This is a genomic window from Kitasatospora sp. NPDC032150 (assembly GCF_055579945.1).
Genome location: NZ_JBVIMH010000001.1, coordinates 247809 through 272495, shown reverse-complemented (window position 1 = coordinate 272495; position 24687 = coordinate 247809). Strand labels below are relative to the sequence as shown.

Below are 24687 nucleotides of genomic sequence, written 5' to 3'. Positions count from 1 at the left end.
GGTGTCGAAGGCCGACAAGCCGTCAGGCCTGCGCACCGGCCTGCAGGGTCTGACCACCAGGGGCCGCTCCTTCCTGGCCGCCGGGATCACCGCCGTCGTGTGCGCGTACGTCTTCGGACAGGAGACCCTGCTCCAGGTGGGCGTCCTGCTGGCCGCGCTGCCGCTGTGCGCCGCCGCCCTGCTGCTCCGCACCCGCTACCGGGTCGCCGGCGGTCGGCGGCTCTCTCCGCACCGCGCCACGGCCGGCCAGGAGGCCCGGGTGCACCTGCGGCTGGACAACGTCTCCCGGGTCCCCACCGGACTGCTGCTGCTGGAGGACCAGGTCCCGTACGTGCTCGGGCCTCGCCCCCGCTTCGTGCTGGACCGGGTCGAGCCGCGCGGCTTCCGGGAGGTCTCCTACCGGGTCCGCTCGGACCTGCGCGGACGCTACCCGCTCGGGCCGCTCCAGCTGCGGGTCGCCGACCCGTTCGGGATGTGCGAGCTGACCAGGTCCTTCGTCGCCTCGGACATCCTCACGGTGGTGCCGCAGGTGCAGCCGCTGCCCCCTGTACGGCTGGCCGGCGAGTCGGCCGGCCGGGGTGAGAGCAACACCCACACCCTCGCGCTGGCCGGGGACGACGACGTCATCCCGCGCGAGTACCGGCACGGCGACGACCTGCGCCGGGTGCACTGGAAGTCCACCGCCCGGTACGGCGAGCTGATGGTCCGCCGGGAGGAGCAGCCGCTCAGGGCCCGCGCCACCGTGCTGCTGGACACCCGGGAGTTCGCGCACCGGGGCAGCGGCCCCGCCTCCTCCTTCGAGTGGGCCGTCGGCTGCGCCGCCTCGGTCGGCGTCCACCTGCTGGAACTCGGCTACCGGACCCGGCTGCTCACCGACACCGGCAGCTCCGTCGCCGGCGCCGAGAGCTCCGTAGCCACGGTCGGCGAGTCGGCCGGGCTGCTGCTGGACGCGCTGGCCGTGGTCGAGCACTCCGACGGCGGCGGTTTCAGCCGCGCCGAGGACGTGCTGCGGTTCGGCGGCGAGGGCCTGCTGGTGGCCGTCCTCGGCGACCTGGACGAGGACCAGCTCACCCGGCTCTGCAAGCTTCGCCGCCGGACGGGTTCCGCGATCGCCTTCGTGCTGGCCGTCGAGACCTGGTCCGGGTTGCGGGCGATCCTGCCCGACGCCCCCGACGACCGGACCGCCCGACGGATCCGGCTGCTCCGCGAGGCCGGCTGGACCGTCCTGCCCGCCATGTCCGGCGACTCGGTGCCCGACCTCTGGCGCCTCGCCGACCGCTTTGCCCAGGGCTCCCCGGCACGGGGCCCCTACCGAGACGAGGTCGGTTCGTGACCACCCGGGCCAAGTTGACGCTCCACTCGGCGCTGGCCGTCGCGCTGACGACACTCTGCCTGACTCCGCTGGTCAACCAGAGCACCTGGTACCTCGCCGCCCTCGTGCAGATCATCGCGGTCGCCGCGGTCGGCGCCGGGCTGCGCCGCCTCGCCCTCTCCCGGGCGCTGGTGGTACCGCTCCAACTGCTGGCCGTGCTGTACCTGCTGATGCTCCTCACCGTCGCGTCCTCGTTCACGGCCGGTGTGCTGCCGGGCCCCAAGGCGATCGACGCGGTCGGCACGCTGGTGGCCGACGGGGTCTCGACGATCCGGGAGTACACGATCCCGGCGCCCTCCTCGCCCGGGCTCCGGCTGATCCTGGTCGGCTCGGTCACGCTGATCGCCGTCCTGGTGGACGCGCTCGCGGTGACCTTCCGCCGGGCCGCCGCCGCGGGCCTGCCGCTGCTCGCGCTCTACTCGGTCGGAACCGGTCTGAACCCCGCCGGGCACTCCTGGTTCTGGTTCCTGCCGGCGGCCGCCGGCTACCTGCTGCTGCTGCTCGCCGAGGGCCAGGACCGGCTGTCCCGCTGGGGCCGGGTCTTCCGCGGCAGCGGGCGGGGCGACGACCGTTCGCTGACCCACAACGGCCACCGGGTCGGGCTGCTCGCCCTGGTGTGCGCGCTGGTCCTCCCGGCATTCGTCCCGCAGGGCAGCCTCGGCCTGATCGGCAAGAACCCGGGGGCGGGCAACGGCCCCGGCGGCGCCGGACGGATCACCTCGCTCAACCCGGTGGTCGCGCTGACCGCCAGCCTCAACCGGCCGGACAACGTCGAGATGTTCAGCTACACCTCGGACGCCAGCAACGTGAACCAGATGTACCTGCGGATCAACTCGCTGGACGACTTCGACGGCGTCGAGTGGAAGTACTCCGAGCAGCCGCTGCAGCCGCTGCCCAAGCCGTTCCCCTCACCCGAGGGCCTCGGGGCGGTCGTACCCACCACCCCCGTCTCCACCACCGTCACGATCTCCGACAGCCTCAGCACCGACACCCTGCCGATGCCCTACCCGGCCGACACGGTCACGGTGCCGGGCCGCTGGCGGTACGAGCCCGGCACCCGCACGGTGGTCGCCGACACCGGCCAGCAGAGCAACGGCCTGAAGTACCAGGTCGACAGTCTGGACATCGAGCCGAGCCCGGCACAGCTGCGCTCTGCGGGACCGGCGCCCGCCGACTTCGCGCAGAAGTACCTCCAACTGCCACCGGGCCTTCCGGCCGTGGTCGCCGAGACCGCCCGGAGCGTCACCGCCGGGAAGACCAACGCCTACGACCGCGCGGTGGCCCTGCAGAACTGGTTCAACTCCCCTGAGTTCCACTACAGCCTGCAGGTTCCCGCCGCCACCGGCAGTGACGCCATCATGCGGTTCCTGCGGGACAAGACCGGCTTCTGCGTCCACTTCGCGGCCACCATGGCCGCCATGGCCCGCACGCTCGGCATTCCCGCCCGGGTCGCCATCGGGTTCGTCCCCGGCAGCGACCAGGGCAACGGCCACTACGTGGTGCACGCGCAGGACTACCACGCCTGGCCCGAGCTGTACTTCCACGGCGCCGGCTGGCTCCGGTTCGAGCCGACTCCCAGCCGGGGCGGCGCCCCGGGCTACTCCCGGGAGCAGACCGCACCCGCGCCCAGCGCCCCGTCCGACCGGCCCTCCGCCGAACCGACCGCCAGCGCCTCGGCCTCGCCCAGCGCCGGCAGCGCCTGCAACGCGCTGCAACGCCGGGCCGGGGACTGCGCGGACCGGAGCAAGACCGCGCCGCGCACCTCGGCGGCCACCTCGTGGTGGCTGGGCTGGCAGGCTCTGGCCTCCTTCGCGGCGGGTCTGCTGGTCCTCGCCCTGCTGGCCACGCCGATGCTCTGGCGCCTGAGGCAGCGCCGCCGCCGCCTCGGCGCCGGCCGGCACCTGCCCGGCGGCCCGTCCGCCGAGCCGACCGAGCAGCAGGTGCTGGCCGCCTGGGAGGAGTTGATCGACACCGCCTGGGACCTGGGGATCCCGCCCGACGAGACGCGCACCCCGCGTCGCGCGGTCCAGCGGATCGCCGGGACCGGGCGGCTGGACGAGACCGCCGCGGCCGCCGCCGGCCGGGTCGCCCTGGCCACCGAGCAGGTGCTCTACGCTCGCCTCCCGCAGCCCCGGTCCGCGGTGGGAGCGGACGTACGGACCGCCGCGGCGGGCCTGCGGGCCGCCGCCGGGCGGCGCGACCGGGTCAGGGCCGTCCTGCTGCCGCCGTCCTCCGCGCGCCTGGGCTGGCGGTTCCAGGACCGGGTCGCCGCCGTCCGGGACGCCCTCGGACGACTCTCCGACCGCCTGATGGCACCGTTCCGCGGACGGTAGTACCGGAACGGGTGAGGGCGGGCAGTCGACCGACTGCCCGCCCTCACCCGTATGTCCAGATCACCGACCGGCTAGATGCCGTTGTGCTCATCCCTGCGGCGCTGCCAGCGCTGCTCCATCCGGTCCATCACACCGGCCTTCCGGCGCGGAGCCGGGGCCGCCTTCGGGCCCGTTCCGTGCCCGCCGGGGCTACGCCTCCACCAGGTGACGGCGAGGACCGCGCAGCCCAGCATCACCAGGAACCCGACGACGCCCACCCAGACGTACTGAGCGACCATGCCCCCCATCAGGAGGCCGACACCCACGACGAACCCCGCGGCGGCCAGGTAGACCTTCCGACGGGTGTAGGTGCGCAGCCCGGTTCCCTCGAGCGCTGACGCGAACTTGGGATCTTCTGCGTACAGCGCTCGCTCCATCTGCTCGAGCAGTCGCTGCTCGTGCTCCGAGAGCGGCACGGAGTCCTCCTACTCGTCGGGGCGACCGGTCCGCCACCCCTGGCTCGGCCCTGTGTGGTCCATATGCCCCATGGTTCTGGCTGTCATGCTTTCCGGCTTTACCCAGATCATACGGTCCGGAGGGCCGGGTACGGGACGGTCGGGCGCACGTGGCTCCGGCCGCGTACGCGTGTGCCTCCCGTACGGTGCCCAACGGCGCAGCACCTGGACAAGTGCCCGGAACGAAGGAACCTTCGCGGTTGCGGTCGAATGGTCAGGCGAGCGAGGCGAGCAGGTGCAGCTGGGTGGCCACGGCGTGGAACGCGGGCTCCCCGGCCGCGGCCTGCTCCAGCTTGAGCAGCGCCTCCATCGCGCCGGGCTCGGTGTCCACCAGGATCCCGGGGACCAGGTCGGCGAAGACCCGTACGCCGTGCACCGAGTCCACCCGCAGGCCGGCGGCGCGGGCCAGCCGGCCGAGCTCCTCGGCGCTGAAGCGGCGCGGCATCGGGTCCTGCTCGCCCCAGCGGCCGTCGGCGGCGTCCAGGGCGGCCCTGGCCTCGGTGAAGTGCCCGCCCAGGGCACGGGCCAGCACGGCGCCGTTGCGGTTGGCCGCGAGCAGGCTCACCAGTCCGCCCTTGCGCAGCGTCGCGGTGAGGTTGCCGAGCGCCTCGGCCGGGTCGTCCACCATCTCCAGGACGCCGTGGCAGAGCACCGCGTCCACACTTGCCGGGTCGACCACCTCGGGGAGGGTCTGGGTGTCGCCCTGGACGGCGCGGACCAGGTCGGTTACGCCCGCCTCAGCGGCCCGGCGCTCCAGCGCGAAGAGCGCGTCCGGGCTCGGGTCGACCACCGTCACGCGGTGTCCCAGCCGGGCCACCGGCACCGCGAAGTTGCCGGTGCCACCGCCCGTGTCGAGCACGTCCAGCACCGGCTGGTCCAGTTCGGCGGCCCGGCCTTCCAGAGCCGTCTTCACCACCTCCCACACCACGGCGGTACGCAGGGCGCTGCGGGGACGCGTCGGGTACAAGGCTGGAGCTCCTCGTGGCGGGGGTTCGCTGATGCCCCCACCTTAGTCCGCCCGGCCCCTGCGCGATCCCGTCCCACCCCGGTCACATCGGCTGCACAAGGCGCCCGCGGCACGGACCCGCCAACCGACCGGCTAGCGCCGCGTATCGTCCTCGCTCGCGGCGGCCCGGCGGTCGAGCGGCAGCGGCTGGGCCGGCGGCTCGGGGTACAGGCCCAGCAGGCGCTGCACGATGCGGTGGTAGAGCGCGGTGTTGCGGATCAGGTCGTCCGCGTCGCGCGGGCCGGCCGCGCCCCGGATGCCCGCCTCGGCGGCGGCCCGGCGGCGGGCACCGGCCGCGAAGTACACGGCCCACTCGGCGAGTTCGGGGGCGACCTCGGGCAGCACGTCCCAGGCGCTGCGGATGGCCCGGCGGCGGCGCGGGTTCTTCTCCGGCCGCCCGCGCACGGCGAGCACGGCCGCGGTGGTGCGCAGCGCGGCCAGGTGCGCGGCGGCGTACCGCTCCAGCGGGTCCTCGTACTGGCGGGCACGGACGAGGGTCAGGTCCGCCTGGCGCAGCAGGTCCAGGGCGGCGGGCGGGGCGGCGGCCCGGCGCAGTACGGGGTGGACGTCGGCGCCCCGGCCCTGCGGTGCGGGGCTCTGGGCCGGGGGGTTCTGGGGCGCGGGGGTACGAGGGTCGGCGGCTGGGCGGCGGGTGACGGTCTCAGGACGGCTGATGGTCATGGCATCCCCCGGTCCGAAGCGGGTGGCGCGGGCCGGGTGGCCCGTGCGGTTCCATCCTGAACGGCACCACTGACAATCCGTCTGCCGTTTCGTCCGCACAGGCTCCGCCGGGTCCCCCGGAGCGTGCGGATCCGGCCACCACCGGCGGACAACGGCGAGGGCGGTCCCGCCCGGCCGCCCCGACTCCCCCGTCGGCCTGCCGTGCGGAACCGCCCCGCCCGTCAACCGGGCGCACCCGGCGCTACGGCCCGGCACTGCCCGGTGCTCCCCCCGGTACTCCCCCCACCGGCCGCCCTCCCCACGACCCCGCTCCGCCGCCCCGTACCGGCGGTGCGCGGCCGTCGTCCGGCCGGTTCACACGGCTCCGCAGCGGGCCCCATCGTTGCCCCACACGGCCGATGGACCCGGAACCGCCACCGGGCACCGCCTGTTCGAAGGCCGTCGTCCCGATGCCGTAACTATGCCGGTTTCCGCAGGTCGGAGGCCATCCGATCGGGTACTCAAGTCGGGAACTGAGTATCCGTACTCAATTCCCGGCGACCGCCCGGCGGGCTGGAACCGGCCGGCACCCGGCGGCGTCCTGAGAACCCGGGCCGTCCGTGCGTCCCGATACGGTGTGGCCCGTACGTCGGACACGGGGTCCAAGGAGGAGCGCGAAAGTGGGCATCGTCCCGTTGATCTTCACCAGCGGCTGGGCGAGCGGGATCAACGCCTACGCCGTGGTGATGCTGCTCGGCCTGCTCGGACGCTTCGCCGGGGCGGAGTCGGTGCCGCCGGTGCTGGAGCGCACCGATGTACTCATCGCCGTGACCGTGCTGTTCCTCTGCGAGGCGGTCGCCGACAAGATCCCGTACGTGGACACGGTGTGGGACGCGATCCACACCGTGATCCGCCCGATCGCCGGTGCGACCGTGGCCGCGCTGCTGGCCAGCGCCCACCCGGGTTCGCTCGGCGAGGTGGCGGCCGGTGCGGTGGGCGGTACGACGGCACTGGTCAGCCATCTCATCAAGGCCTCGCTGCGGATGGCCGTCAACACCTCTCCGGAGCCCGCCAGCAACATCGTCGTCAGCCTGGTCGAGGACCTCTCGGTGGCCGGCCTGGTCACCCTGGCGATCTTCCACCCGTGGTTCGCCGCGTCCATCGCCGCGATCCTGCTGGTGGTCGGCGTGGTGCTGGTCTGGTTCGCCGTCTCCCGGATCCGCGCCTTCCGCCAGCGGCGCCGCGAGCGCAAGGCACGGCGGACCGCCGCGCGGCAGCCCCAGCCGGTCGGCGCGGGACGCCCCTGAACCGCCCGGCCACCGGCCGCCGAGGGGCGCAGCCCGAAGGAGCCGCCGGGCGAGATCTAGGATCAGGTCCCATGGCACGGATCGTCATCATCGGCGCAGGAATCAGCGGACTGGCCGCCGCCGCCCGGCTGGCCACCCTCGGACACCGGGTGACGGTCTGTGAGGCGAGCGGGACGTACGGGGGGATGCTCGGCCGCTACGAGCGGGACGGCTTCTCCTTCGACACCGGCCCCGGGCTGCTCACGCTGCCCGCCGTCTACCGCGACCTCGCACTGAAGTCGGGCCGCGAGCCGCTGGAACAGCTGGTCGAGCTGGCGCCGGTGGCACCGGAGAGCCGGCACCTCTTCCCGGACGGTACGGACCTGCTGCTGCCCAACGCCTCGCGCGGCGGGGTCGCCCAGGCCCTGGACGAGGCCTTCGGCCCGGGGTCGGGCGAGCGCTGGGGCGAGGTGATGAACCGGGCCCGCGCGGTCTGGGAGGCCACCCGGCGGCCGCTGCTGGAGGAGCCGCTGCCGGCCGACCCCGGTCCGCTGCGCACCGATCCGTACCCGGCGCCGGCGCGCCGCGGACTGGCCCGCCTCTCCCGCCGCACCAGCACCCTCGCCGACGTCGCCGAACGCGAGCTCGGCGGTCATCCCGGGCTGACCGCGCTGCTGTACGAGTACGCACTGCGCTTCGGCCTCTCCCCAGACGAGGCGCCGGCCGGGGCCAGCGTGCTGCCGTACATGGAGCAGTCCTTCGGCGTCTGGTACGTCACCGGCGGCAACCGGGCGCTGGCCGAGGCGGTGTACCGGCGGTGCGAGCAGCGCGGGGTGGAGTTCCACTTCGGCACTCCGGTCACCGAGGTGCTGGTGGCTGACGGCAGGGCCTGCGGGGTCGTGGCCGGGGAGCGCCGCTTCGAGGCGGATCTGGTGCTCTCGGCGGTCGACGCCCGCACCCTGGCGCGGCGCGGCATCGTGCCCGGCCTCGACCCGAAGTTCGGCGAGGGCCCCTCCACCGGCCGGCTCACCGTCCTGCTGGCCCTGCGGGGCGCGCGCCCGGCCGGCACGGCGTACCGCACGGTGGTGCACGCCCGCGACCTGGAGCGCGAACTGGACCGGGTCTTCGAGCACCCCGGCCTGCCCGAGTGCCCCACGGTCCAGGTCCACCGGCCCGACGATCCGACGCTGCGCCCGGACGACGCTCACGAGGCCGTCACGCTCACCGTCACCGTGCCCGATCCGGACGAACTCGCCGAGCTCGCACCGGACTTCGAGGCGTACGCCGACCATCTGCTGGACCACCTGGCGGCCGCCGGGATCGATCTGCGCGAACGGGTGCTCTGGCGCGAGGTGCTGCCGCCGACCGCCGCCCTGGTCCACCCGTCGCTGGCCGGGGCCGGCGGGCGGTTCCTCAACCCGCCGAACGACTCCGGCATCCCGGGCCTCCACCTGATCGGCGCCACCGTCCACCCCGGCGGGGGCCTGGCCAGGGCCGGGATGTCCGCCTCGATCACGGCCACCGGGATCGGCCCGGCCTGACGGCACACGCCCGGGCACCGGTGCCCGGGCTCACGGCGCCGGCTGTTCGGCGGCCCGCTTGAGGCCGGCCGCCTCGATGGCCAGGTAGCGGCGGGTCAGCGGCCCGTAGACCACGCCGACCACCGGGGCCGCCGGGCCGAACTGGCCGAGAGTCAGCGTGACGTCCGCAGCGCCTTCCCTTCGCGGGTCGATCCGGTGCTCGGCGACGGTCAGTACACCCGGGGCGCCGCTCTGCCAGACGAAGCAGCGGCCCGGTTCGTACTCCGTCACCCGCCAGACGGCCGGGCGGAGCCTGGGCTGCCGGATCCGCACCGTGCTGCCGACGCCGAACGGCCCGTCCTCCAGCCGGCGCACCTCCGAGACCGTGGCGGTCCACGAGGGCCAGCGCTCGACGTCCGCCAGCACCTGCCAGATCCGCGCGGGCGAAGCCGCTACCTCGACCGTGACGGCATGGGACACAGGCACCCCCGGCGTGTGGCTGACGGTAAGTCAACCCGACCAGCCTACGGCCCGACCACCCGATCGGTCATGGGTTCGTCGTCAGGGGAGCCGAACGGTTCGGACGGGGGCGGGACGGCACCCCCGAGCGGCCCCGGGCTCAGCCCTGCTGCTGGTAGCCCCAGGGATTGTGGCCGTAGCCGGACTGCTCCACGGCCTGCGCCTGCTGGTACTCCCAGGGCTGGGCGTACTGCTGCTGGGCGTCCTGATACTGGGCGTCCTGATACTGGGGCTGCTGGTGCTGCTGGCCGTACGGATCCTGATACGCCTGGTACGCCTGGTAAGACTGCTCGTACCCGTACCCGTACCCCGGCTGCTGCGGCCAGTGCTGGTCGGCGTACGGGGCAGGCTCGGCGGGCTGCGGCTGGTAGGCACCGACCGGGTACGGTTCGGTCGACTGGAAGGGCTCGACGTACACGCTGGCGTCGCCGATCTCCTGCATCTGCCCGTACGGGGAGTACGCGGCCGGCTGTCCGTAGGGATCGAAGGGGATCGGGTCGACGGGGGCCGGATCGGACGGTACCGATTCGAACGGGCTCGGGTCGCGCGGCGCGGGCACGGGCGCGAGCGGGGCGGCCTCCTCGATCGGCCCGACCTCGCCCACCTGCCGCACCGCCGCGGCGGCGGCCACGGCGGCACCGCCGGTGGCGGCGCTGAGCAGCGGGATCCGGGCGAGCGGGCCCGGCAGAGCACCGTCCTTGCCGCGCAGCGACCAGGCCGAGACAGTGCCCTGCTTGACCGCGCGGGTGACGAAGACCTGGCCGAGGGCGAAGGCCGCCGCACCGGCTCCGATCACCACCACCGAACCGAGCCGCATCCCGGCGACCACGCCCAGGAAGCCGACCAGTGCGAGGGCCCGCCAGTGCAGCGGCGCGCGGCTCTGCAGCAGCAGCTCGGCGAGCAACCAGAGCGCCACCAGCGCCAGCGCGACGTACAGCACCAGATATCCGATGCCCATCCGCTACCTCCAGTCGCGAACCGCGCGTGTGCGGGCGACTGTACCTGCTCGGCGGCCCCGGACCCACATCGCCGGGACCGGCCGAGGGCGCCTGGCTCAGCGCTGGTGGAGACCGAGGTTCTGGTAGATCTCCAGGGTCGAGGTGGAGTGGTTCAGGGTGATGAAGTGCAGGCCGGGAGCGCCCTCGGCGAGCAGCCGTTCCGACATCGCGGTGGCGTGCTCGATGCCGATGGCGCGCACCGCCTCCCGGTCGTCGGCGACGGCCTCGAAGCGGCGCTTCAGGTCCTCCGGGAAGTCAGACCCGGACAGCTGCGGGAAGCGCTCCAGCTGCCGGATGTTGGTGACCGGCATGATCTCCGGGATGATCGGCACCCCGCAGCCGGCCGCGGCGACCCGGTCGCGCAGCCGCAGGTAGTCCTCGACCTCGAAGAACATCTGGGTGATCGCGTAGTCGGCGCCCGCACGGATCTTGTGGACGAAGTGCCGGATGTCGTCGTCCCAGTTGTCCGAGCGCGGGTGCATCTGCGGGAACGCGGCCACGCCGACGCAGAAGTCGCCGATGTCCTTGATCAGCTCGACCAGCTCGTACGCGTAGGTGACGCCCTCCGGGTGGCGGACCCATTCGCCCTGCGGGTCGCCGGGCGGGTCGCCCCGGACGGCGAGGACGTTGCGGACGCCCTGGTCCGCGTAGTGGCCGATGATGTTCCGCAGCTCGGCCAGCGAGTGGTCGACGGCGGTGAGGTGGGCGACCGGGGTCAGGGTGGTCTCGGTGGCGATCCGGCCCACCATGTCGACGGTGCGGCCCCGGGAGGAGCCGCCGGCACCGTAGGTCATGCAGACGAAGTTGGGGTTGAGCGGTTCCAGGCGGCGGATCGCGTCCCACAGGCGGCGCTCGGCGTCCTCGCTGCGCGGGGGCATGAACTCGAAGGAGAACGAACGGTCCCCGGCCGCCAGCAGGTCGTGGACCGTCTGGGCGCGGTCGGTCCTGGTGGAGGAGATGCCAAGTGCCATGCTGGCAGGTTAGCGGGCGCGGCGAAGGGCCTGACAGTTTTTGTCCACCAACTGAGACACCGGTTGGAAAGGCCGGGGAAGCCCTTGATGGCGGGCTCGGACAGTCCTCCCGTTAGTCTGATTGTCACCCCAGTGATCCGGAGTTCCTCGTGCCCTCGTCCAGCAGCCAGTCGGTCGACCCCATAGCCGTGGAGGCCGTCCGCGAGCGCGTCAACGCGGCCCTCGCGGAGTTCATGGACGGGCAGTCCGCACTGCTCTCCGGGATCTCCGCCCAGCTGCTGCCCGTCACCGAGGCGCTGCGCGAGTTCCTGCTGGACGGCGGCAAGCGGCTGCGGCCGGCCTTCTGCTACTGGGGCTGGCGCGGCGCGGGCGGCGCATCCGGGGACCCGTCCATCGCGCGGGCGGCCGCCGCGCTGGAGCTGCTCCAGGCCAGCGCCCTGGTGCACGACGACCTGATGGACCGAAGCGACACCCGGCGCGGCTTGCCCTCGGTGCACCGCCGCTTCGAGGCCCTGCACCGCAGCAGCGGCTGGCGCGGCGACCGCGAGCAGTACGGAGCCTCGGCGGCGGTGCTGCTCGGTGACCTGCTGCTGATCTGGTGCGACGAGCTCTTCCTGCGCTCCGGACTGCCCGCCGAGCGGGTGCTCGCGGCCAAGCCGGTCTTCGACCTGATGCGCACCGAGGTGATGGTCGGTCAGTACCTGGACGTGCTGGAGCCGGTCGCCGGGGACTCCACGGACGAGGGCGCGCTGGCTCGCACCCGGACCGTACTGCACTACAAGTCGGCCAAGTACACCATCGAGCGCCCGCTCCAGATCGGCGCCCTGCTGGCCGGGGCCGGTCCCGAAGTGCTCACCGCGTACTCGGAGTTCGGCCTGCCGCTGGGTGAGGCGTTCCAGCTCCGCGACGACCTGCTCGGCGTCTTCGGCGACCCGGCGGTCACCGGCAAGCCGGCCGGTGACGACCTGCGCGAGGGCAAGCGGACGCTGCTGATCGCGCACGCGATGCGCGGTCTCGGCGCCGCGGACGCCCGCCGGCTGGACCGGCGCCTCGGCGCTCCCGACCTGACTGCCGAGGAGATCCCCGAGCTGCGCCGGCTGGTCGAGCACAGCGGCGCGGCCGAGCTGGTCGAGGACCGGATCGCGGAGCTGATGCGGCAGTCCCTCGACGCCCTCGACGCCGCCCCGCTGGCCGGCGGCCCGGCCCGCGCGGCCCTGCTCGCCCTCGCCGAAGCGGCCACCGTCCGCAAGTACTGACCCGGCCGGAGCGGCGCGGGCTGACGGGCGTGCCCCTGCGGCGGGGTCGGCGGGGCACCGCGTGCCCCGCCGACCCGAAGGACGTCAGGCCGCGCGGACCCGGCGGGCCAGCTCCGCCGCCGCCGCGCCCGGGTCCTCGGCGGCCGTGATCGCCCGGACCACCACGATCCGCCGGGCGCCGGCCGCGAGCACCTCGTCCAGGTTCGACAGGTCGATACCGCCGATCGCGAACCACGGGCGGTCGCCAGCCTCCGAACGAGCCGTTGCCTCGGCCGCGTACGAGACCAGCCCGAGCCCGGGGGCGGGACGGCCGGGCTTGGTGGGGGTGGGCCAGACCGGGCCGGTGCAGAAGTAGTCCACGCCCGGCTCGGCGATCGCCGCGTCCACCTCGGACTCGGCGTGGCAGGACCGTCCGATCACCACCTCGTCGCCGAGGATCGCCCGCGCCGCCGGTACCGGCAGGTCGTCCTGCCCGAGGTGCAGCACGTGCGGGCGGGCGGCGTGCGCGACGTCGGCGCGGTCGTTGACCGCGAAGAGCCTGCCGTGCCGCCGGGCGGCGTCGGCGATGATCTCCAGGCACTCCAGCTCCTGCCGGGCCTCCAGGCCCTTGTCGCGGAGCTGGACGATGTCCACGCCGCCCGCCAGCACCGCGTCCAGGAACTCGGGCAGGTCACCCTGCTCGCGCCGGGCGTCGGTGCACAGGTAGAGCCGGGCGTCCGCCAGCCGGGTACGGACGTCCGCCATCAGAGCGCCATCGCCTGGGCGCGGCGCTTGACCTCGGTGCCCCGGTTCTCCCGCAGGGCCTGGATCGGGCTGCCGGGCAGCGACGGATCCTCGGTGAACATCCACTCAAGGATCTCCTCGTCGTTGAACCCGCAGTCCCGCAGCACGGTCAGGGTGCCGACCAGGTGCTTGACGGGGCCGTCGGTGTCGATGAACGCGGCAGGCACCTGGAGCGCCTTGTTCTCGCCGCGCCGGACCGCCACCAGGTGGCCCGCCTTCACCTGGTTGCGGACCTCGGTGACCAGGACACCCCACTGCTCGGAGATGTCGGGCAGGTACATCCAGGCGGGGACCAGGGCTTCAATCTTGGGATCGATCTCACTCACGGCACCAGACTCTCACCTCTCGGCGCCCCCGCGCACCTACCTCCGCCCCGGCGCCGCCGCCGTCCCGCTCCGGTCGGAGCCTTCAGGCCAATGCCGCCTTGAGCTGGAGCGACACCTCCGCCGCCTTCGCCGGATCGAGGACCGCGCCGGTGGCGATCAGTCGCCGGGCCTGGGTGACGTCACGCGGACGGTCCACCGCGAGCGTCCCGACCAGCCGGTCCTCGCGCAGCCAGAGCACCGCCCAGGCCTGGTCCTGCGCCGAGCCCCGCCACACCAGCCGGTCCGCGCCGGCGTGCCGCCCGACGTACTGGACCATCCGGCCGAACTGCTCCGACCAGAAGTACGGCACGGGGTCGTACGGCTCACCGGGCTCCTGCCCGAGTGCCGTGGCCAGCACCGAGGCGGCCACGGCACGGCCGGACTGCAGCGCGTGGTCCCAGTGCTGGACGGCCAGCCGGGTACCGAACCGGGCCGAGGGGTACGAGACGCAGTCGCCGGCCGCCCAGACGTGCTCCGCGCCGGAGCGCAGCCACTCGTCCACCAGGATCGCGCCGGACGCGTCCAGCCCGACGCCGCTGCCCGCGAGCCAGCCGGTGGCCGGACGGGCGCCGATGCCGACCACGACCAGGTCGGCGGGCAGCCGGGTGCCATCGGTGAGCTCGACCGCGTCCGGCTCGACGACCGCGACGCCGGTGCCGCAGCGCAGTTCCGCCCCGGCGGCGGCGTACCAGTCGGCCATCAGCGCGCCGAGCTCGGCGGGCAGGGCACCGGCCAGCGGGGCCGGGCCCGCCTCGACCACCGTCACCTCGCAACCCAGCTGCCGCGCCACCGTCGCGGTCTCGGCCCCGATCCAGCCCGCCCCGACCAGGACCAGCCGCGCTCCGGGCACCAGCTCGGCCCGCAGCGCGAGCGCGTCGTCCACGGTGCGCAGCACCCGCGCGCCGTCCGATCCCGGCAGGGCGATCGGTGCGGCACCGGTGGCGATCACCAGGCCGCCGTACGGGAGTTCACCGGCGTCGGTGTGCAGGACGCCCGGCGCCACGGCGGTGGCCCGGCGACCGGGCAGCAGCTCCACGCCCAGGTCCTGCCAGTCGATGTCCAGTTCGGTGGAGTCGCGCTTGCCCAGCAGGACGTCCTTGGACAGCGGCGGCCGGTCGTACGGCGGGTGCCGTTCCTCGCCGACCAGGGATATCGGCCCGCGCCAGCCCCCCTGGCGCAGCGCGAGCGCCGCCTGCGCCCCCGCCATCCCGGCCCCCACGACGACCATCGGATCCGTGATGCTCAGCTCTGCCACCCGGCCACCCTACCGAGCCGGGCGCCGGTGTCCGGGGGCTTGTCCGCAATCCGTAGGCGCATTCGGCCCGGGCCGGGCCCGGCGTTATGGTGGTTGGACCATCACGGGAGCCCGGTGCACCGGGCTGAGAGGCGGGCTGCGGCGGCCTGCGACCGTCCGAACCTGATCCGGGTCATGCCGGCGAAGGGAGAAGAGCAGCTTTGACACGCGTTGTGAGCGGGTCGGGCACCGACGTGCTGGTGATCGGCGGCGGTGTCATCGGATTGGGCGTGGCCTGGCGGGCCGCCCAGCGGGGGCTCGCGGTCGTGGCGGTCGATCCGGCCCACGGCGGCGGGGCGGCGCAGGTGGCGGCCGGGATGCTGGCGCCCGTCACCGAGCTCCAGTACGGCGAGGAGCCGCTGCTGCGGCTAGGTATGGCCTCCAACGAACGGTACGCGGCCTTCACCGCCGAGCTGTCCGAGCTCACCGGCCTGGACACCGGCTACCGGCAGACCGGCACCCTGGCGGTGGCGCTGGACTCCGACGACCGCGAGGAGCTGCGCGAACTGCACGCCTTCCATCAGCGGCTCGGCCTGGAGTCGCACTGGCTGACCGGCCGCGAGTGCCGCAGGCTGGAGCCGATGCTGGCGCCCGGCGTGCGCGGCGGACTGCAGGTGACGGGCGATCACCAGGTGGACCCCCGGCGGCTCTCCACCGCCCTGGTGCGGGCCTGCGAGCGGGCCGGAGCTCGGCTGCTCGCCGCCGAGGCGACCGAGCTGCTGGTCGAGGGCGACCGGGCGACGGGCGTGCGCCTGTCCACCGGCGAACTGCTGCGCGCGGAGCGCATCGTGCTCGCCGCGGGCTGCCGCAGCCACCTGCTGACGGGTCTGCCCGAGGGCGTGCTGCCGGCCATCCGGCCGGTCAAGGGCCAGGTGCTGCGACTGAGCATCCCGCGGCCGTACTCACCGTTCCTCTCCCGCAACGTCCGCGCGGTGGTGCGCGGGCAGCACGTCTACCTGGTGCCGCGCGCCGACGGCGAGTTGGTGATCGGCGCGACCACCGAGGAGCAGGGCTACGACACCACGGTCACCGCCGGCGGGGTGTACGAACTGCTGAGGGACGCACACGAGTTGGTCCCGGGGCTGACCGAACTGCCGCTGGTGGAGACCGGTGCGGGACTGCGGCCGGGCTCACCGGACAACGCCCCGCTGCTCGGTCCGACCGCCCTCCCCGGGCTGGTGGCGGCCACCGGCCACTACCGCAACGGCGTCCTGCTCGCCCCGGTGACGGGCGACCTGCTGGCCGAGTACCTGGCCACCGGCACCGTCCCCGAACTCGCCGTCCCCTTCTCCCCCAGCCGCTTCGGCACGAAGGTCGCCGCATGAACGAGATCTCACTCACCGTCAACGGCGAACCGCGCCGGATTCCGCCCGCGACCACGCTCGCGGAGGTGGTGGCCGCGTTGAGCAAGGCGCCGACCGGGGTGGCCGCCGCGCTGAACGAGACCGTCGTCCCGCGCAGCGCGTGGGCCGACACCGTGCTCGACTCGGGTGACCGCGTCGAGATCCTCACCGCAGTACAGGGAGGCTGACGCAGACATGGCCGCCATGCGACTCGACGACGAGAAGGACCGGTTCACCGTCGCCGGCACCACCTTCGACTCCCGTCTGATCATGGGCACCGGCGGTGCGCCGAGCCTGGAGGTCCTGGAGCAGGCGCTGCGCGCCTCGGGCACCGAGCTGACCACCGTCGCGATGCGCCGGGTCGACCCGAACACCCACGGTTCGGTCCTGGACGTCCTGACCCGCAACGGCATCCGCATCCTTCCCAACACTGCCGGCTGCTTCACCGCCGGAGAGGCCGTGCTGACCGCCCGGCTGGCCCGCGAGGCGCTCGGCACCGACTGGGTCAAGCTCGAAGTCATCGCGGACGAGCGCACCTTGCTCCCCGACCCGATCGAACTCCTGGACGCGGCCGAGACCTTGGTGGACGACGGCTTCACCGTACTCCCGTACACCAACGACGACCCGGTGCTGGCACGGAAGCTGGAGGACGTCGGCTGTGCGGCGATCATGCCGCTGGGCTCGCCGATCGGCTCGGGCCTCGGCATCCGCAACCCGCACAACTTCCAGCTGATCGTGGAGAGTGCGGGTGTCCCGGTGATCCTGGACGCGGGTGCGGGCACCGCCTCCGACGTGGCGCTGGCGATGGAACTCGGCTGCGCCGCCGTCATGCTGGCCTCCGCGGTCACCCGGGCCCAGGAGCCGGTGCTGATGGCCGAGGCGATGCGGCACGCCACCGAGGCCGGCCGGCTCGCCTACCGGGCTGGCCGCATCCCGCGCCGCTTCCACGCCGAGGCCTCCTCCGCCATGGCCGGCCGCGCCGACCTCGACCACCGCGAACGGCCCGCCTTCTAGCGGCGGCCACCGCGGCCCGGCACGCCCCGGGAGCGGGGCGTGCCCGCCTCCCCGACGGGGTTCGCGTGCACCACGGCAAATTCGCGTGCACCACGGCAAATACGTGACCCCCTACACTCCTCTGGTGGACACAACGCTGCACGATCCCCTGATCGGCACCCTGCTCGACGGCCGGTACCGGGTCGAGCAGCGCATCGCGGCCGGCGGCATGGCCACCGTCTACCGGGGCACCGACACCAGGCTCGACCGGGTGGTCGCGCTCAAGGTGATGCACCCGTCCCTGGTGGACGACCCCGACTTCACCGCCCGGTTCATCCGCGAGGCCAAGGCCGTCGCCCGGCTGACCCACTCCAACGTGGTCAACGTCTTCGACCAGGGGGCGGACGGCCGCACGGTCTTCCTGGCCATGGAGTACGTGCCCGGCTGCACCCTGCGCGACCTGCTGCGCGAGCGCGGTGCGCTGAGCGCCCGGGCCGCCCTGGACGTCCTGGAGCCGGTACTGGCCGCCCTCGGCGCCGCGCACCGGGCCGGTCTGGTGCACCGGGACGTGAAGCCGGAGAACGTCCTGATCACCGACAGCGGCCTGGTGAAGGTGGCCGACTTCGGCCTGGTCCGGGTGCTCTCCGGCGGGGACGGCGCGGTCACCAACACCACCTCGGCCACCACCGTGCTCGGCACGGTCTCCTACCTCGCACCCGAGCAGATCCAGCCCGGTGCGCCGACCGACCAGCGGGTCGACGTCTACGCGGCCGGCATCCTGCTGTACGAGATGCTCACCGGCGGCAAGCCGCACACCGGCGACAACCCGATGCAGGTGATCTACCGCCATCTGCACGAGGACGTCCCGCCGCCCTCGCAGGTGGCGCCCAACGTCGCACCGGGGCTCGACGCCATCGTGGCGGCGGCCACCGCCCGCGATCCCCAGGCCCGCCCCTACGACGCCGTCGAGCTGCTGGCCACCCTCCAGCGGGCCCGCCGCTCGCTCACGCCCGAGCAGTTGGACACCGAACCCCCGGCCTCGTCCAGGACCACCCCGCAGTACCCCACCGGCGAGGTGACCGCAGTGGTCGAGCGGCAGGTGGAGCGCACCAGTGTGCTCGACCTCCCCACTCTCGACTTCTCCCACCCGCGCCCGTACGACGAACCCCGGGACGTACCTCCCGCCCGGCCGCGCCGCTCGCGCAAGCCACTGGTGTGGACGGCGGTGGTGGCCGTGCTGCTCGCCCTGGTCGGCGGTGCGACGTACTTCCTCTCCAGCGCCGTGTACGCGACGGTGCCGAGCGTGCTGGGACAGACCCGGGCGCAGGCGGTGCAGACCCTGGACAAGGCCGGGCTGCAGGGCGTGTTCAGCCAGCAGTTCAGCGAGAGCATCCCGGCCGGGCAGGTGGTCTCCTCCGACCCGGGCGTCGGCCAGCGGGTGCGCAAGAGCGATCCGGTGAAGGTGACGCTCTCCAAGGGCCCGCAGCGGATCGCCGTGCCCGATCTGGCCGGCAAGCCGCTGGACCAGGCCCGCAAGGCGCTGACCGACGTCGGTCTCGTACCGGGCACCGTCACCGAGACGTACGACGACGCGGTGCCCCAGGGCTCGGTGATCAGCTTCACCCCGGCCGCGGGCGGGCAGGTGGCGCTGAACACCCCGGTGGCGCTGGTGGTATCCAAGGGCATGGTCCCGGTTCCGAACGTGGTCGGCCTGACCAAGGAGGCGGCCGCCAAGGCGCTGACCGACGCCGGTTTCCAGAGCCAGACCAGCGGCCTCGACTTCTTCGGCACCGGCAAGGTCATCAGCCAGAGCCCGGCCGCCGGCACGCCCGCCCCCCAGGGCACCGCGGTCACCCTGAAGCTGCCGGCCTTTTGAGCCTTCCGGGACGCGGGTCCCCGGTGACCCGCCCCCGGGGCCCCGCCCGCGGCCACCGCACGGCCGGTCAGCGCAGCGGCCCGTCGCCGGGCTTCTCCTGGTACGAGTAGCGCTGTTCGGCCCACGGGTCGGCCAGGTTGTGGTAGCCGCGCTCCTCCCAGAAGCCCCGGCGGTCGGCGCGCATGTACTCGACCGCGCGCACCCACTTCGGCCCCTTCCAGGCGTACAGGTGCGGCACGACCAGGCGCACCGGGAAGCCGTGCTCCACGGTGAGCGGCTCGCCGTTGTGGTGGGTGGCGAAGAGCGTCCGCGAGTCCGCGAAGTCCGCGAGCCGGAGGTTGGCGCTGTAGCCGTACTCCGCCCAGACCATCACATGGGTGGTGTCGGGGGTCGGCGGCACCAGGTCGAGGACGGTGCCGGCCGCCACGCCGCTCCACTCGCTGTCGAGCATCGAGAACCTGGTCACGCAGTGGAAGTCGCCGCGCACGGTGGTCCTGGGCAGTTCGTGGAAGCCCTCGAAGTCCCAGCGGTGCTTCTCGGCCGAGGCGGTGGCCCCGAAGACCTGGAAGTCCCAGGTCAGCGGCTTGAACCGGGGAACGGGCCCGTAGTGCAGCACCGGCCAGCCGCGTTGCAGCCGCTGGCCGGGAGGGAGCCTGGGGTCAGACGGCTGAAGCTCTTCTCGTTCGTGCTGACCCATGGCTCCATGGTGACAGACAGCGGACCGGACGCCGCGGGCGGCCCTGGTGGGGGCCCTGGTGGGAGGCCCCGCCGTCCGCATAGCGGACAAATCGGATGTTCCACCACATCTGCCACTAAGTGTGAACTAACTGGAATTCTCATCCAAGAGGGTGTCACGATGCGGTCACAGCCGTGGGTTTCGCGTGCGACGCATGAGCAGGAAGGCACCGCCATGAAGGGCGACTCAGAGGTCATCGAGTTCCTGAACGAGCAGCTCACCGCCGAGCTGACCGCCATCAACCAGTACTTCCTGCACGCCAAGATGCAGGAGAGCTTCGGCTGGACGAAGCTCTCTAAGCACACCCGGCACGAGTCCTTCGACGAGATGAAGCACGCCGAGGTGCTCACCGACCGGATCCTCTTTCTCGACGGCCTGCCGAACTACCAGCGGCTGTTCCACGTCCGGATCGGCCAGACGGTCAAGGAGATGTTCGAGGCCGACCGCCAGATCGAGGTCGAGGCCATCGACCGGTTGAAGCGCGGGATCGTGCTGATGCGGGCCAAGAACGACATCACCTCGGCCAACATCTTCGAGGACATCCTGGCCGACGAGGAGGACCACATCGACTACCTCGACACCCAGCTCGAACTGCTGGAGAAACTCGGCGAGGCCCTCTACATCGCCCAGGTGATCGAGCAGCCCGAGTCCTGACCCGCCCAGCCGCTCAGGCCGCGCGCAGCGGCTCGACCAGCCCGGTCTCCGGCTCGGCCAGTCCCAGCCTGGCGGCCAGCCGGGCGGTCGGACACGGGCGCGCGCCGTGCTCACCCAGCAGCGCCTGGATCCGCCGCACGCAGGAGCCGCAGTCAGTGCCGGCCTTGCAGCCCTTGGCTATCTGGCGCGGGGTGTTGGCCCCGCCGTCGATCTGCTGCTTGACCTCGTCCTCGGTGACCGCATGACACATGCAGACGTACATCGCGGTCTCTCCCGGGGGTCGCGCTCGTGGAACAGAGCCAAGGCTTGCCTTAACTCACTTAGCCTCACCTTACCCAATGGACCGGGGGACGAAGAAGCCCCTCCGCTCCCGGATTCACCGAAAACGGAGGGGCCTTCGTCACAGTTGCTCGCCCGCTACAGTTACTCGCCCGCTCGCCTCCGGGCGCCCAGATCCGATGCCGACGCTCCTCGCTCCGCACTGCTCCGCACTCGCTTCGCTCGCTTGTCGCTCGTCACTTTCGGCATCGGCGCGCCCTTCGGTTCGGGGCGGGAACCGGCGTCAGTTGCCGCGGTACATCTCCGCGACCAGGAACGCCAGGTCCAGCGACTGGCTGCGGTTGAGCCGCGGGTCGCAGGCCGTCTCGTAACGCTGGTGCAGGTCGTCCACCTGGACCTCGTCACCGCCGCCGACGCACTCGGTGACGTCGTCACCGGTCAGCTCGACGTGGATGCCGCCCGGGTGGGTGCCCAGCGCGCGGTGCACCTCGAAGAAGCCCTTGACCTCGTCGAGCACGTCGTCGAAGCTGCGGGTCTTGTGGCCGGTGGCGGCCTCGAAGGTGTTGCCGTGCATCGGGTCGCAGATCCAGACCACCTGGGCACCGGTCGCGGTGACCTTCTCCACCAGGGTGGGCAGGTGCTCGCGGATCCTGCCGGCGCCCATCCGGGTGATGAAGGTGAGCCGGCCCGGCTCACGCTCCGGGTCGAGCCGGTCGATCAGGGTGAGCGCCTCGTCGACCGTGGTGGACGGACCGAGCTTCACGCCGATCGGGTTGCGGATCTTGGATGCGAACTCGATGTGCGCGTGGTCCAGCTGCCGGGTGCGCTCACCGATCCACACCATGTGGCCGGACACGTCGTACAGGTGGCCGGTCCGCGAGTCGGTACGGGTCAGCGCGGTCTCGTAGTCGAGCACCAGCGCCTCGTGCGAGGAGAAGAACTCGACCGTCTTGAACTCCTCCGGAGCCACCCCGCACGCCTTCATGAAGGCCAGCGCGTTGTCGATCTCCTTGGCCAGCCGCTCGTAGCGCTGCCCGGCGGGCGAGTTGCGGACGAAGTCCTGGTTCCAGGCGTGCACCTGGCGCAGGTCGGCGTAACCACCGGTGGTGAAGGCGCGGACCAGGTTGAGCGTCGCGGCGGAGGCGTTGTACATCCGCTTCAGGCGCTCCGGGTCCGGGATCCGGGCCTCGGGGGTGAACTCGAAGCCGTTCACCGAGTCGCCCCGGTACACCGGGAGGGTCACGCCGTCCCGGGTCTCGACGGACTTGGAACGCGGCTTGGAGTACTGGCCGGCGATCCGGCCGACCTTGACCACGGGCACCGAGGCCGCGTAGGTCAGCACCGCGGCCATCTGCAGCAGCGTCTTCAGCTTGTTGCGGATCTGGTCGGCGGACACGGCGTCGAACGCCTCGGCGCAGTCGCCGCCCTGCAGCAGGAATGCCTCACCGCGCGCGACGGCACCGAGCCGGGCGCGCAGCTGGTCACACTCGCCGGCGAAGACGAGCGGCGGATACGAGGCGAGCTCCGCAAGTACCTTGCGCAGAGCCTCTTGGTCCGGCCATTCAGGCTGCTGCGCCGCGGGCAGGGACTGCCAGCTGTGCTGGCCGGTCCCGTTTGTCTCAGTTGTCACGGTCACGGGTCAAGGCTACGGGGTAGCGCAAACGATTTGGTCACGCTGCCCGATGGATGAGACGAGATCTGGACATTCCCGGTGATCGTCATCACCTCCGGAGCCGATCCGCTACCCTCGTCCCATGACCGCGCCGCACACCCTCTGCTGGTGGTGGGCCGACCCTCCGGGTGGCCCACAGCTCGCGCGTCCCTAGACGACACGACGGCCGCCCCTCGGGGCGGCCGTCGGCGTATCGCACGAAGGCCCTCCGGGAAGAGCGGACCAGCCACCGCCCTGCCGACCACCGGAAGGAAGCCGTACCGTGCACCTCGACGACCTGCTCACCCGCCTCACCGACCCCACCGCCCCGGCCTTCGCCCTGCTGCACCGCCGCACGCCCCGGCTGACCCCCGACACCGTCGAGGTCCTGCTGGGCGAGGTCGGCGCGTACACGACCTTGGCCGAGTTGCCCGTGCCCTCCGGAGTGCCCGACGGTGGACCGCGCCACGACCTACTGGCCCTCGTCCCCTACCGGCAGATCCGCGAACGGGGGTTCGAGGCCCACGACGACGGCACCCCGCTGCAGGCGATCCGCGTCCGGGAGCAGTACGCCTTCCCGCTCGCCGAGCTGCGCCAGGCGCTTCCGCAGCTGCCCGTCGCGCTCTGCGACGGCGGCTTCGACGTCGACGACGCCGAGTACGCGCGGATCGTCCACCGGGTGATCCGGGACGAGATCGGGCGCGGCGAGGGCGCCAACTTCGTGATCCGGCGCGAGTTCCGGGCACGGCTGGAGGACTTCGGCCCGGCCCTCGCACTCTCGCTGTTCCGGCGGCTGCTGGAGCAGGAGCGCGGCGCCTACTGGACGTACCTGGTGCACACCGGGGACCGGGTGCTGGTGGGCGCCTCGCCCGAGGTCCACGTCCGGCAGAGCGGCGGCACGGTGGTGATGAACCCGATCTCCGGCACCTACCGCTACCCGGCCGGCGGCGCCGAGATCGACTCGCTGCTCGCCTTCCTGGACGATCCCAAGGAGCTGGAGGAGCTCACCATGGTGGTCGACGAGGAGCTCAAGATGATGTGCACCGTCGGCGACCTCGGCGGCCAGGTGCTCGGCCCCCGGCTGAAGGAGATGTCCCACCTCGCGCACACCGAGTACGAGCTGCGCGGACGCACCTCGCTGGACGTCCGGGAGGTGCTGCGGGAGACCATGTTCGCGGCCACCGTCACCGGCAGCCCGGTGCAGAACGCCACCCGGGTGATCCGCCGCTACGAGACCGGCGGGCGCGGCTACTACTCGGGCGCGCTGGCGCTGATCGGGCGCTCGGCCGGCGGCGCCCAGCAGCTGGACTCGCCGATCTGCATCCGCACCGCCGACATCGACCCGGCCACCGGACGGCTGCGGGTCGGAGTCGGGGCCACCCTGGTCCGCCACTCCGTGCCCGAGTCCGAGGTCGCCGAGACCCATGCCAAGGCGGCCGGGGTACTCACCGCGATCGGCGCCCGCCCGGCCCCAGCCCGCCGCACCAGCGGCTCCGAGGGGCTCCGGCTGGCCGACGACCACCGGGTCCAGCGCGCCCTCGACGCCCGGCGCCGGGGCCTCGCCCCGTTCTGGCTGCGGATGCAGCAGCCCGCCCAGGTCACCCAGCCGCTGGAGACCCTGGTGGTGGACGGCGAGGACACCTTCACCGCGATGCTCGCCCACCTGCTCACCGCGCTCGGCCACCGGGTCACGGTCCGGCGCTTCGACACCCCCGGGCTGCGGTCGCTGGTCGCGGCCCACCCGGGACCGCTGGTGCTCGGCCCGGGCCCGGGCGACCCGGCCGATCCCGCCGACCCCAAGATGGCGCTGCTGCGGCCGATCGTCACGGACGCGCTGGCCGCCGTCCGGGCGGGCACCAGGACGGCTCCGCTGCTCGCCGTCTGCCTCAGCCACCAGTTGCTCGCCGCCGAGCTCGGGCTGCCGCTCGCCCGCAAGGCCGTCCCGTACCAGGGCGCCCAGGAGACCGTCGAGCTCTTCGGCACCCGGCGGACGGTCGGCTTCTACAACACCTTCACCGCCCGCTGCACCGGGGCCGAGGCCGACCGACTGGCCGCCCAGGGCGTCGAGGTCGCCCGCGACCCCCGCACCGGGGACGTCCACGCCCTGCGCGGCCCCGGCTTCGCTGGCCTGCAGTTCCACCCCGAGTCGGTGCTCACCCGCGAGGGCGCGGCCATCGTCACCGACCTCCTGTGCGGCGCCCGGGAGCACGGAGAGCCGCGCGCCGAGGTGAACCCGGTCGCGTGAGCCGCCCCGCCCGGGGGCCGGGGAACCGCGCGGGTGGCCCGCCGCTCACTTCC

General features: G+C 73.1%; 23 protein-coding genes and 1 riboswitch. Of the genes, 11 read left to right on the top strand and 12 right to left on the bottom strand.

Annotated features, from left to right (window positions below; all coding sequences use genetic code 11):
- Position 1: 1 nt before the first annotated feature.
- Entirely contained in the window at positions 2–1333 is a 1332-nt protein-coding gene (locus ACZ5ON_RS01200) for a DUF58 domain-containing protein (RefSeq protein ID WP_465583210.1), read from the top strand.
- Complete coding sequence (locus tag ACZ5ON_RS01195) at positions 1330–3705, top strand: transglutaminase TgpA family protein (protein ID WP_465583204.1); 2376 nt, start codon at positions 1330–1332, stop codon at positions 3703–3705. The genes ACZ5ON_RS01200 and ACZ5ON_RS01195 overlap by 4 nt, the downstream gene beginning before the upstream one ends.
- 71 nt (positions 3706–3776) lie before the next feature.
- On the opposite strand, the gene ACZ5ON_RS01190 is transcribed toward ACZ5ON_RS01195, so the two are convergent.
- The 3 genes from ACZ5ON_RS01190 to ACZ5ON_RS01180 all read right to left on the bottom strand — a co-directional run bounded on the left by ACZ5ON_RS01190 (position 3777) and on the right by ACZ5ON_RS01180 (position 5886).
- Positions 3777–4160, bottom strand: a complete 384-nt coding sequence (locus ACZ5ON_RS01190) for a DUF3040 domain-containing protein (RefSeq protein WP_465583200.1) — start codon at positions 4158–4160, stop codon at positions 3777–3779.
- Positions 4161–4413: 253 nt separating this feature from the next.
- Positions 4414–5166, bottom strand: coding sequence for a methyltransferase domain-containing protein (locus tag ACZ5ON_RS01185; protein WP_465583196.1), 753 nt, complete (start codon positions 5164–5166; stop codon positions 4414–4416).
- Positions 5167–5298: 132 nt separating this feature from the next.
- Positions 5299–5886, bottom strand: a complete 588-nt coding sequence (locus ACZ5ON_RS01180) for an SAV_6107 family HEPN domain-containing protein (protein WP_465583193.1) — start codon at positions 5884–5886, stop codon at positions 5299–5301.
- Between the two features lie 659 nt (positions 5887–6545).
- On the opposite strand from ACZ5ON_RS01180, the gene ACZ5ON_RS01175 reads away from it, so the two are divergent.
- Together ACZ5ON_RS01175 and ACZ5ON_RS01170 are read left to right on the top strand one after the other, a co-directional pair.
- Positions 6546–7172, top strand: coding sequence for a DUF4126 domain-containing protein (locus ACZ5ON_RS01175; protein WP_465583190.1), 627 nt, complete (start codon positions 6546–6548; stop codon positions 7170–7172).
- A 71-nt stretch (positions 7173–7243) separates the two neighbouring features.
- A complete protein-coding gene (locus ACZ5ON_RS01170; RefSeq protein ID WP_465583187.1) occupies positions 7244–8692 on the top strand; it encodes a phytoene desaturase family protein in 1449 nt (482 codons plus the stop codon).
- Between the two features lie 30 nt (positions 8693–8722).
- Here ACZ5ON_RS01170 and ACZ5ON_RS01165 read toward each other — a convergent pair whose 3' ends face one another.
- The 3 genes from ACZ5ON_RS01165 to metF form a co-directional block, all read right to left on the bottom strand.
- Positions 8723–9157 carry an SRPBCC family protein gene (locus ACZ5ON_RS01165; RefSeq protein ID WP_465583184.1) on the bottom strand — a complete coding sequence of 145 codons (435 nt, stop codon included), beginning with the start codon at positions 9155–9157 and terminating at the stop codon, positions 8723–8725.
- A gap of 133 nt (positions 9158–9290) precedes the next feature.
- Complete coding sequence (locus tag ACZ5ON_RS01160) at positions 9291–10148, bottom strand: hypothetical protein (protein WP_465583179.1); 858 nt, start codon at positions 10146–10148, stop codon at positions 9291–9293.
- 96 nt (positions 10149–10244) lie between these two features.
- On the bottom strand, positions 10245–11159 hold the full coding sequence (metF, locus tag ACZ5ON_RS01155; protein WP_465583176.1) for a methylenetetrahydrofolate reductase [NAD(P)H]: 915 nt from the start codon (positions 11157–11159) through the stop codon (positions 10245–10247).
- A 149-nt stretch (positions 11160–11308) separates the two neighbouring features.
- Here metF and ACZ5ON_RS01150 point away from each other — a divergent pair, with 149 nt between their 5' ends.
- Positions 11309–12415: a polyprenyl synthetase family protein gene (locus ACZ5ON_RS01150; RefSeq protein WP_465583173.1), complete on the top strand. Its 1107-nt coding sequence runs from the start codon at positions 11309–11311 to the stop codon at positions 12413–12415.
- A gap of 84 nt (positions 12416–12499) precedes the next feature.
- On the opposite strand, the gene thiE is transcribed toward ACZ5ON_RS01150, so the two are convergent.
- From thiE to ACZ5ON_RS01135, 3 genes are all read right to left on the bottom strand, one after another.
- The gene (thiE, locus tag ACZ5ON_RS01145) at positions 12500–13159 is read right to left on the bottom strand and encodes a thiamine phosphate synthase (RefSeq protein ID WP_465583167.1); all 660 of its coding nucleotides are present in this window, start codon (positions 13157–13159) and stop codon (positions 12500–12502) included.
- Complete coding sequence (locus ACZ5ON_RS01140) at positions 13159–13524, bottom strand: Rv2175c family DNA-binding protein (RefSeq protein WP_344634098.1); 366 nt, start codon at positions 13522–13524, stop codon at positions 13159–13161. The genes thiE and ACZ5ON_RS01140 overlap by 1 nt, the downstream gene beginning before the upstream one ends.
- Before the next feature lie 82 nt (positions 13525–13606).
- Positions 13607–14791 (bottom strand): NAD(P)/FAD-dependent oxidoreductase, encoded by a 1185-nt coding sequence (locus ACZ5ON_RS01135; RefSeq protein ID WP_465583942.1) that lies wholly within the window; start codon positions 14789–14791, stop codon positions 13607–13609.
- Between the two features lie 120 nt (positions 14792–14911).
- Positions 14912–15024, top strand: a riboswitch (TPP riboswitch).
- Here ACZ5ON_RS01135 and thiO point away from each other — a divergent pair.
- The 4 genes from thiO to pknB all read left to right on the top strand — a co-directional run bounded on the left by thiO (position 15019) and on the right by pknB (position 19069).
- The gene (gene thiO / locus ACZ5ON_RS01130; protein WP_465583164.1) at positions 15019–16182 is read left to right on the top strand and encodes a glycine oxidase ThiO; all 1164 of its coding nucleotides are present in this window, start codon (positions 15019–15021) and stop codon (positions 16180–16182) included. (Overlaps the previous riboswitch by 6 nt.)
- Positions 16179–16388, top strand: coding sequence for a sulfur carrier protein ThiS (thiS, locus tag ACZ5ON_RS01125; protein ID WP_465583161.1), 210 nt, complete (start codon positions 16179–16181; stop codon positions 16386–16388). The genes thiO and thiS overlap by 4 nt, the downstream gene beginning before the upstream one ends.
- A 7-nt stretch (positions 16389–16395) precedes the next feature.
- Positions 16396–17214, top strand: a complete 819-nt coding sequence (locus tag ACZ5ON_RS01120) for a thiazole synthase (protein WP_465583156.1) — start codon at positions 16396–16398, stop codon at positions 17212–17214.
- A 124-nt stretch (positions 17215–17338) separates the two neighbouring features.
- Positions 17339–19069 (top strand): Stk1 family PASTA domain-containing Ser/Thr kinase, encoded by a 1731-nt coding sequence (gene pknB, locus ACZ5ON_RS01115; protein WP_465583153.1) that lies wholly within the window; start codon positions 17339–17341, stop codon positions 19067–19069.
- Between the two features lie 67 nt (positions 19070–19136).
- Here pknB and ACZ5ON_RS01110 read toward each other — a convergent pair whose 3' ends face one another.
- The gene (locus tag ACZ5ON_RS01110) at positions 19137–19766 is read right to left on the bottom strand and encodes a sulfite oxidase-like oxidoreductase (protein ID WP_465583150.1); all 630 of its coding nucleotides are present in this window, start codon (positions 19764–19766) and stop codon (positions 19137–19139) included.
- A 213-nt stretch (positions 19767–19979) separates the two neighbouring features.
- On the opposite strand from ACZ5ON_RS01110, the gene bfr reads away from it, so the two are divergent.
- Positions 19980–20459, top strand: coding sequence for a bacterioferritin (gene bfr, locus ACZ5ON_RS01105; protein ID WP_465583147.1), 480 nt, complete (start codon positions 19980–19982; stop codon positions 20457–20459).
- Between the two features lie 13 nt (positions 20460–20472).
- Here the strand turns inward: bfr and ACZ5ON_RS01100 are convergent, their stop codons facing one another.
- Together ACZ5ON_RS01100 and ACZ5ON_RS01095 are read right to left on the bottom strand one after the other, a co-directional pair.
- Entirely contained in the window at positions 20473–20721 is a 249-nt protein-coding gene (locus ACZ5ON_RS01100) for a (2Fe-2S)-binding protein (RefSeq protein WP_344634105.1), read from the bottom strand.
- A gap of 300 nt (positions 20722–21021) precedes the next feature.
- A complete protein-coding gene (locus ACZ5ON_RS01095; RefSeq protein ID WP_465583939.1) occupies positions 21022–22368 on the bottom strand; it encodes a class II 3-deoxy-7-phosphoheptulonate synthase in 1347 nt (448 codons plus the stop codon).
- Between the two features lie 304 nt (positions 22369–22672).
- Between ACZ5ON_RS01095 and ACZ5ON_RS01090 the strand changes: the two genes are divergently transcribed.
- On the top strand, positions 22673–24634 hold the full coding sequence (locus tag ACZ5ON_RS01090) for an anthranilate synthase family protein (protein WP_465583143.1): 1962 nt from the start codon (positions 22673–22675) through the stop codon (positions 24632–24634).
- Positions 24635–24687: the final 53 nt, after the last annotated feature.